The sequence below is a fragment of the Brachybacterium sp. AOP42-C2-15 genome, assembly GCF_052377065.1.
Lineage (GTDB): Bacteria > Actinomycetota > Actinomycetes > Actinomycetales > Dermabacteraceae > Brachybacterium.
This window is the reverse complement of sequence record NZ_JBQSWK010000071.1, coordinates 1-6,554: the sequence shown is the minus strand read 5'-3', so window position 1 is coordinate 6,554 and position 6,554 is coordinate 1. Positions and strand designations below refer to the sequence as shown.

The 6,554-nt window shown below is 66.1% G+C and carries 4 protein-coding genes and 1 pseudogene; 2 read left to right on the top strand and 3 right to left on the bottom strand.

Going from position 1 to position 6,554, the window contains the following annotated elements:
• Positions 1-219 precede the first annotated feature (219 nt).
• The 3 genes from ACT3SQ_RS18655 to ACT3SQ_RS18645 all read right to left on the bottom strand — a co-directional run bounded on the left by ACT3SQ_RS18655 (position 220) and on the right by ACT3SQ_RS18645 (position 5,121).
• Positions 220-1,482 (bottom strand): MFS transporter, encoded by a 1,263-nt coding sequence (locus ACT3SQ_RS18655; RefSeq protein WP_073884835.1) that lies wholly within the window; start codon positions 1,480-1,482, stop codon positions 220-222.
• Positions 1,483-1,567: 85 nt separating this feature from the next.
• A complete protein-coding gene (locus ACT3SQ_RS18650; RefSeq protein ID WP_073884834.1) occupies positions 1,568-3,307 on the bottom strand; it encodes an ABC transporter ATP-binding protein in 1,740 nt (579 codons plus the stop codon).
• Complete coding sequence (locus ACT3SQ_RS18645; RefSeq protein ID WP_073884833.1) at positions 3,304-5,121, bottom strand: ABC transporter ATP-binding protein; 1,818 nt, start codon at positions 5,119-5,121, stop codon at positions 3,304-3,306. Before ACT3SQ_RS18645 ends, ACT3SQ_RS18650 begins: the two co-directional genes overlap by 4 nt.
• A 171-nt stretch (positions 5,122-5,292) precedes the next feature.
• On the opposite strand from ACT3SQ_RS18645, the gene ACT3SQ_RS18640 reads away from it, so the two are divergent.
• Positions 5,293-5,997, top strand: coding sequence for a hypothetical protein (locus ACT3SQ_RS18640; RefSeq protein ID WP_073884832.1), 705 nt, complete (start codon positions 5,293-5,295; stop codon positions 5,995-5,997).
• 280 nt (positions 5,998-6,277) lie between these two features.
• A pseudogene (locus ACT3SQ_RS18635) lies at positions 6,278-6,493 on the top strand (serine hydroxymethyltransferase); the annotation flags it as partial.
• Between the last annotated feature and the right edge of the window lie 61 nt (positions 6,494-6,554).

The following is a 6,554-nucleotide window of genomic DNA, read 5'->3' as shown; positions in this document are numbered from 1 at the left end:
TGTTTAGGCAGGAAGTCACCAGTAGGCATTTGGCGCGAGACCGTACCGTCGAATTGGTGCGTGCCGGCCCTCGACCTCCTCGATCCGTGAGGAGCCAGGCTCATATGGAGGGCGAGTCTAAAGCTGTGATCCACTCCGATCGTGTCCCCAGCGTTCCTGGCTCGGCCACTCACCGAAGCAGGCTCCAGGCTCCCGGTGATGCCTGCCACGACGTTTGCCTCAACGTTCATGGCCGGCGTCCTGCGTTGGCACGTCCGAATTCGTCGCATCGCCTTCGGGCGGAGTCGGGATGCGTCGGAATCGGGGGTGAAGGAGAACGAACACGGAGACGATGGCCATGATGGCCGCGCCGACGATGATCGGCAGAGAGGTCCAGACGCCGTACAGGACGGTACCGGCGGTGGGTGCGACGACGAAGGTGAGACCCATGTTGGCGGCGATGAGCCCGGCCAGGCCTCCTTGTTCCTCGCGGGAGACCAACAGTGTTGGTCCGGCGGTGTAGCCGGGCATGGCGGTACCCAAGCCCAGGCCGATGAGGGCGATCGATCCGAAGAGGGCGACCGGCCCGGCATCGGGGATCAGCACGAGGAATCCGAGCAGCGCAACCACGCCGCCCACACGCAGCAGGGTGGCCGGGCCCCATCCCGTACTAGGAACAACGACTGTCTGGGCGAGGATCATGCCGATACCTGCGGCCAGGAGGGCCGCGCCGGTGAGCACTCCGGCTGTCTTCGCGTCCAGGTGAAGTCGGTCTTGGACTATGAAGCCCGTGACGATCTGGATGAACCCCAGGGCGGTGAACATGCCGAACCCGGCGAGCAGGAACGGCCACACCCGCGAGTCTGTCGGCCGGACGCTCGTAGGCTTCTCGATCAGTGTAGTGCGCGCCTCGGGGCGCAGCCGAAGGGCGACCAGCACGAGGCCGAGGGCGAGGAGCACCGGGACGGAGAGGATCGGGGCCATCAGCCCGAAAGCGGCGAGCAGGCCACCGACAACGGAACCGGCGATCTGAGCCACGCCCTGGACCGCGCCCACACCGGCCATGCCCTTGATCCGGGTGGTCTCATCGGTGGTGACATCAGCGATGTAGGCCTGCGCGGTTGGTTGGATAGCAGCAATGGCGGTGCCGAACCCGATACCGCGCAGCACGACGAACAGCGCGAACAGAACGGTGCCGCTGAGAGCGCCGATCATGCCGACCTGGGAGATCAGCGCGAAGGCTGCCGTCGCGATCGCACCGAGGGCCAGCGCCGCGAGGAGAACGCGTTTGCGTCCCAGCGACTGCGACCGGCGCCCCCATATCTGAGCCGTGAGCACCACCATGATCGCTGCTGTGCTGATGGTCACCCCGACCTGCCATTCGGCCAGGCCGACCTCGCGTGAGAGCGGGGCAATGATGGGGTTCAGCGTCATCTGCGCCAGGTAGGCCAGGAACACCGCCGTTAGCACCAGCTTGATCTGCGCGGGGTTGCTTGTCGTCATCCTCGGGGGTCCTTCAGTGCATCCGGGTCGGTCACGATGACGGCGTAGCATGTGTGCGCACACCGCGCTGTTCTCGCGTGTCGTTTCATGAGGCGTCGGTGGGGTGGGTGACGCGCCAGCCTTGGGCCCGTTCGCGTTCGGCCCAGAAGTCGGCGTACAGACCTGTGCCGGCGACGAGGTCGGTGTGGGTGCCGTGCTCCACGATCGCGCCGTCATCGAGGACGAGGATCTGGTCGGCTCCGGCGATCGTCGTCAGGTCGTGGCTGACGATCAGCATGGTTCGGCCTTCAGACAGTGCGGCCAGGCCGGCGTGGACGGCGATCGCGTTCTCCGGATCGAGCGATGCGGTGATCTCGTCGAGAAGCACGATGGGCGAGTCCTTGAGGAAGGCTCGCGCGATGGAGACGCGCTGACGCTCTCCGCCAGAGAGCGCGACTCCGGCCTCGCCGACCTGCGTGTCGAGGCCGTGGGGCATCCGGTCGATGATCTCGTCGACGCGGGACAGACGGATCGCCTCGCGCAGTTCGTCGTCAGTGGCCTCCGGGTTGCCGAAACGGATGTTGGCCTCGATCGTGTCATCGAGCAGGTAGACGTTCTGTTGGACCACCGAGAGCTGCTCCATCACGGTCTGTACCGGCAGCAGCCTGGCATCGACACCGCCAATGCGCACAGTGCCTGCGTCGGGGTCGAAGAACCTGGCGGCCAGCTGCAGGATCGTGCTCTTGCCCGATCCTGACGGCCCTACCAGAGCGGTAGTGGTTCCCGGGTGCGCCGAGAAAGTCACCTCGTGCAGCACTTGTCGACCCCCGGGATATGTGAAGTCGACGTGGTCGAAGGCGAGTTCTCCGGCCTGTTCGATGCTGTCTGTGCCCTCGGGTTGCGCGGGTTCGTCGAGGACATTGTCGATGCGATCCAGGTCGTGACCGGCGAGCCGGAGCGCGGAGCCGAGGTCGGCGGCGTCGATGAGTGGACCGGTGAAGCGTGCGGCGGCGAACAGCACCACGGCGGCGGTCGCCGCGCTCGCCGCGCCGGTGAGGGACTGCCACACGGCGATGACGATGACGGCGGCGAACATCAGCTGCACGGCGGTCGCGAAGCCGATCAGGCCGGGCAGGCTGGTGCGCAGCGAGCGGCGGGAGGCTTCCTGTTGGGCGCGGTGTGCTCTCGCCAGCATGCCGTTGCCGGCCTGATCGGCCCGGAATGCCCTCATCACCGGCTGGGCGCGAGTGAACTCCACGACGCGGCTGGCCGCCTCAACCGCCGCCTGGTCGATCTGATCGGCCGAGCGCTCAGCGAGCGCGGCCGCCCACCGGTACACCAGATACAGGAGTGGGGCGGCGATCAGCATCGTCAGCGCCACCGGCCAGTCGATGAACAGCAGCCCTAGCGCGATGGTCATGGGCGTAACGACGGCGGTCACCAGCGGCTGGATCAGGGTCGAGGCGGCCGTCCACACGGCGGTCGTGCCCTGGGAGACTGATTGCGAGAGTCTTCCGGTGCGATCGGAGGAGAACCAGCCCACCGGCAGCACGCCGAGGTGGTCGATGATGCTGCGGTGCAGGCCGCGCATCAGGGCGAGCCCGATCCGGGATCCCAGCACGCTCTGGATCGAGAATGCGATGCCCGCGATGACAGCGGCACCGATCACCGAGAGGATCCACGGCCAGCTCGCAGAAGCTTCACCTGCGAGCAGGTGGCGTAGTGCGGGGATCGCCAGCAGCAGCGCGACGCCCTGGAGGATCCCGTAGGCGACGCAGACGGTGAGGAAGGCGCGCATCTTCGCCCGGTCGTCCGATGCGAGGATCGGCAGCAGCTTGCGGATCATGCGGTCGTTCCTTCCTGGGCGTTCCACAGAGCGGCGTAGAGTCGGCCATGGTCCAGCAGTTCGTCATGGCGGCCGGTCTCGACGACCCGGCCGCCCTCGAGAACCACGATCTGGTCCGCGTCGGTGATCGTGCGCAGCCGGTGCGCGATGACGAGGACCGCACGGCCTGCGATCAGCGTTGACAGGGCGTCCTGGACGGCTGCTTCTGATTCGGGATCTGCGAAGGCGGTGGCTTCGTCTAGCACCACGATGGGAGCGTCAGCGAGCATGGCCCGTGCGATGCACAGCCGCTGGGTCTCACCGCCGGACGGAGTCACCTGCTCGTGCACGATCGTGTCGTAGCCATGCGGCATGGACATGATCACGTCGTGGATCTGCGCCGCTCGCGCTGCCGCCTCCACGGTCGCGTCGTCAGCGTCCGGGGCCGCTAGGCGCAGGTTGTCGCGCACGCTCATGCGCAGCAGAACGTTGTCCTGGAACACGAATGCGACTCGCCGGTAGATCTCTTCGGGAGCCGCGTGCCGCAGGTCGACTCCGCCGATCCGGATCGCACCGTCGGTGACGTCCCAGAACCGGGGCAGCAGCCGCGCCAGCGTGGACTTGCCGGAGCCCGATGGGCCCACCAGTGCTGTGACGGTGCCGGGTCGCAGTACGAGGTCGATGTCCGAGAGCACGTCGGTCTGCCCATCGTAGGAGAATCGCACGCCGTCGTACTCCACCACGGCACCCTCCGGGGTGCGTGGATGCGCGACCTGCGGTAGTACCGGGGTGCGGAGCAGGTCGCCCAGCCGCGCCGCTGCCGCGGTGGCGGTGCGCATTGCCTGCGCCCCGATCCCCATGTTCAGCACCGGTGCACCCAGTCCGACCCCGATCATCAACGCCAGCAGCACCTCGGCCGGCGCCCCCCACCCTGAATGGACGAACCAGGCCCCTGTCGCGAGCACCAGGGCGATCACCGTCGGCGGTGCCAGTACCGCACTCGCCAGCGCGTTGACGCGTAGCAGTGGTCCCATCCAGCGTTCGAAGAACACGGCCAGCTCGTCACCGACTGCGTGGTAGCGCTCCTGAGTGCTGCGCGTCCGGCCGAATGTCTTCACGACCGCGATGCCCTGCACGAACTCCACGATCCGGGAGTTCACCCGGCCCAATGCCTCGTCCCAGCGTGCCGCGTTCTCCGTGTTTCCGCGCATCATCACGCTCAGTCCGACGAAGTACAGCAGCACCGGCACCAGGCACACCAGGCCCAATCGCCAGTTGACGACGAACAGCAGTACGAATCCCGCGAGCGGGGCCACTATGGCTCCCACCAGGTCGTTGATCGCGTGTGCCACCAGATGATGCACGTCGTGCACGTCATCTTGCAGGCGGCGCTTCACCTGACCCGAGGAGCGTTCTCCGAACCAGCCCAGCGGCACCCGCCACAGCCGATCGGTCAATCGTTGCCGAAGCGCCTGGCCCACCGTTCCGTCCGCTCCGTGAGTGATGGTGTATGCCGCCCCTGTCGCGGCAGTGCGCACCAACACGCCGATCACGGCGATGACCGCCCACGCCCACACCACGTTCCCGCTCGCGCCTGCCGGCTGCAACAGTTCCTCGACGATCCGATAGATCGCGACATACGGCACCAAGGACGTCAGCGCGCCAAGCGCTTGGAACGCCCCCGCCAGGATCAGCCGCCCACGCACCGGAGCGAGCAGCGAGCCGAGGCTCTTGTCACTACCAGCGGCTCTCGTCTCGGGCTCAAGCGTATCCGGCGCCGACTCGGATTGAGCGTCGGGCAACACAGCCTGAGTAGCGGTCGCATCATCGGGCATGAGCCATCCTTTCAAGCATCCACTCATCGACGGTCTGCACGGTCCCCGATCGCGGGCCCTGTGCAGTGCACAAATCTTTGAAGTGAGTGTACCCTTACCCGGCGCGTTTGTTCAACGGACAACTACGCCGGGTATCGTGGTGGCACGACACTCCGCGGATGGGAGCCGAGCATGACAAAGCCGAAGGCAAAGAAGAGCAAACGCCAGCGCGGACCGCGCACCGCCGCGGACGAAGCCCCCTTGACTACAGAGCAGATCATCGAAGCCGGAGTCCGCCTCACAGCCGCCCGCGGCCTAGCCGGGTGGTCCACTCGGGACCTCGCGAAAGAGGTCGGCTGCTGGCCGACGGCGATTGCGCACCGCGTCGGCCCACGCCACGAGGTCGACCGCGTCATCGTCGACGCCGTCATGTGCTCAGTCGACTTACCGTCACCAGAACTCTCGTGGCGACCGTGGTATCAGCAGCTCCTCACCTCGCTGCACGACACACTGTCTGCGCACCCCGGCGTCGCCCGCTGGCTCGGCATGGCCGCCACGACCGTCCCTGCGGCGGTGCTGATGATCGATACCGGGGTCAGCAAGCTCGCTGAGGCCGGCTTGGGCGACGAAGCACCCGCCGCACACATCATGCTATTGAATACCGCCGTGCACCTGATCGCCTCCGAAGACGAGCGAGATGTCGACCCCAAGCTTCAGGACGCGATCCTCGCAAGCCTCGGCATGTTGTCCGAGGACAGTCAGCATCCAGGGGCGGCAATGTTCGCGGACACGCTCGCCCATGCCTTTGACCTCGATAGGCTCTACAACTACGCAGTCGAGCGTGCACTCGACGGCGTCGCAGCCCGCATTGCGACGAGACAGCCGATGAAACCATAGGCAACATCTCATTAGGGTAGCCTCACCTAAAGGCATCGGGTACACTAGCACCGATCGATAATTTGTGCACTGCACACCTGGCATCGGATTGTCGGTCCTACCCGGCGCGGACACCCTCCCCAGGCGGATCTCCGGTCACCCGCGCTTGCCGAGCCCATCGGAGGTGATTGCCTTGTCCGCGACAGACAGCACTGACGCCTGGCCGCCGGACTCCGATGAGTCCCTTCGGTCAACTCGCAGAGCGTCGCCGCCAGCGCACAACGATCTCGACGAGTCACTGATGGACGCAGACCCCCAGCTGCACACCCTCGTGTCGGAGGAAATGTCACGTCAGCGGCAGACGTTGGAGATGATCGCATCGGAAAACTTCGCGCCAGTCTCCGTGCTTCAGGCGCAGGGTTCGATACTGACAAACAAGTATTCCGAGGGATATCCGGGCCGTCGCTACTATGGCGGATGTGCCCATATCGATGAGATTGAACGTCTCGCGATTGATGGCTCTTCCCGGTTCGTGGTGATGGGGAGCGTCGCGTCGTAGGCGCAGAACGGCTCGTGGC